At 59.2% G+C, this 1,825-nt stretch carries 1 protein-coding gene; it reads right to left on the bottom strand.

Annotation, left to right across the window (positions count from 1 at the left end; all coding sequences use genetic code 11):
• Positions 1-90 precede the first annotated feature (90 nt).
• A complete protein-coding gene (glpD, locus tag OC610_RS26830) occupies positions 91-1,629 on the bottom strand; it encodes a glycerol-3-phosphate dehydrogenase (RefSeq protein WP_264432289.1) in 1,539 nt (512 codons plus the stop codon).
• Between the last annotated feature and the right edge of the window lie 196 nt (positions 1,630-1,825).

Genomic DNA, 1,825 nt, shown 5'->3' with positions numbered 1-1,825 from the left:
ACTCCCACAGGGTTCGGCGGTGTGTTCCAGAATGCAAAAAAAAGCCCCTGAATCGCTGGATCCAGGGGCTTTTGATTTTGCGGGTTACGGTCAGGCTGCTTCGATCTTGCGCCGGTTGTGCTCAACTTTGGCCAGGTATTGCTGAAGCTTCTCCCGCTCAACCGGCGTGGTGAACAAGCCCAGCTTGCTGCGGCGCCACAGGATGTCCTGGGTATCCACGGCCCATTCATCGCTGCACAGGTAATCGACTTCCCGGGTATAGAGGCCGGCGCCGATGTGTTCACCCATATCGGCCAGGCTGTGCACGCCCTCGAGCATACGCCAGGTCCGGCTGCCATAGGTCGTGGCCCAGCGGCGGGCGATGTCGGTCGGCAGCCAGTCGAACTTGTCGCGGATCGCCGAGCACAGCGCCTGTGGCGTGGTCATGTTTTCACCGCCGGGGAGGGCCTCGACGGCGGTCCAGCTTGGACGCATTTGTGTGAAATAAGGGGCCAGTTGCGCCATGGCCGATTCGGCCAGTTTGCGGTAGGTGGTCAGCTTGCCGCCGAACACCGACAGCAACGGTGCCTCTTCGCCGCCTCCGGACAGTGCGAGGGTGTAGTCCCGGGTCACGGCGGAAGGGTTGTCGGACTCGTCGTTGCACAGCGGGCGGACGCCGGAATAACTGTGCAGGATATCGTCGCGGCTGAGTTGTTTCTTGAAGTGCGCATTGACCACTTTCAACAAGTAGTCGGTTTCGCCTTCTGTAATTGTCACCTTCGCCGGATCGCCCGTGTACTCGCGGTCAGTCGTGCCGATCAAGGTAAATTGGTTCAAGTAGGGAATGGTGAAGACAATGCGCTGGTCTTCGTTCTGGAGAATGTGCGCATGCTCCCCTTCGTAGAGTTTCGGCACGATCAGGTGGCTGCCTTGGATCAGGCGGATGCCGTAGGGCGATTCCATCTTCAGGTCGTCCCGAATGAACTTGGCCACCCACGGGCCGGCGGCGTTGACCAGTGCCTTGGCGCGGATCGAAAACAGGCTGCCGTCGGCACGTTCCAGGTGCAAATGCCACAAGCCCTTGCTGCGGCGAGCGTTGATGCAGCGGGTCCGGGTGTGGACATGCGCACCTTTTTCCCGGGCGGCCATGGCGTTGAGCACTACCAGCCGTGCGTCGTCGACCCAGCAGTCGGAATATTCGAAGCCCTTGGTGATCTCGCTTTTCAAGGCGCTGTCGGCGCCAAACTTCAAGCTCTTGGAGCCGGCGAGTTGTTCACGCTTGCCCAGGTGATCGTAGAGAAACAAGCCGGCGCGAATCATCCAGGCCGGACGCAGGTGCGGACGATGGGGCAGGACGAAGCGCATCTGCTTGACGATGTGCGGGGCCTTGGCCAGCAGCACTTCGCGTTCGGCCAGGGCTTCACGCACCAGACGGAATTCATAATGTTCGAGATAGCGCAGGCCGCCATGAATCAGCTTGCTGCTGGCTGAGGAAGTATGACTGGCAAGATCGTCCTTTTCGCAAAGGAACACCGAGAGACCGCGACCGGCAGCGTCCGCGGCAATCCCCACGCCATTGATCCCGCCGCCAATGACGGCGATGTCGTAGATCTCGGCGATAGGGGGCGTAGGCAAGGTGGTAGTGGGCATCGGCTGGCCTCGGGCTCTTTTCGAAATATTTGAATTCGAACATTTATGTTCATTTGCGAAAATACTAGCCCATAAGCACGGCCACAGCCAGTCGAATTCGATTGAAAATACTGATCGAAGGAAGCTGAAAGGAAAATTTTCGAACAAAAAAGGTCGGGGAGACCCAAGGCATCCGTGGCGAGGGAGCTTGCTCCCG

Source organism: Pseudomonas agronomica, from assembly GCF_025917275.1.
GTDB lineage: Bacteria > Pseudomonadota > Gammaproteobacteria > Pseudomonadales > Pseudomonadaceae > Aquipseudomonas > Aquipseudomonas agronomica.
This window is presented reverse-complemented; position numbering and strand designations above follow the sequence as displayed.

Bases quoted from the DNA above. Each gene is read 5' to 3' on its own strand.
- glpD (WP_264432289.1), bottom strand. From the start codon at position 1,629: ATGCCCACTACCACCTTGCCTACGCCCCCTATCGCCGAGATCTACGAC.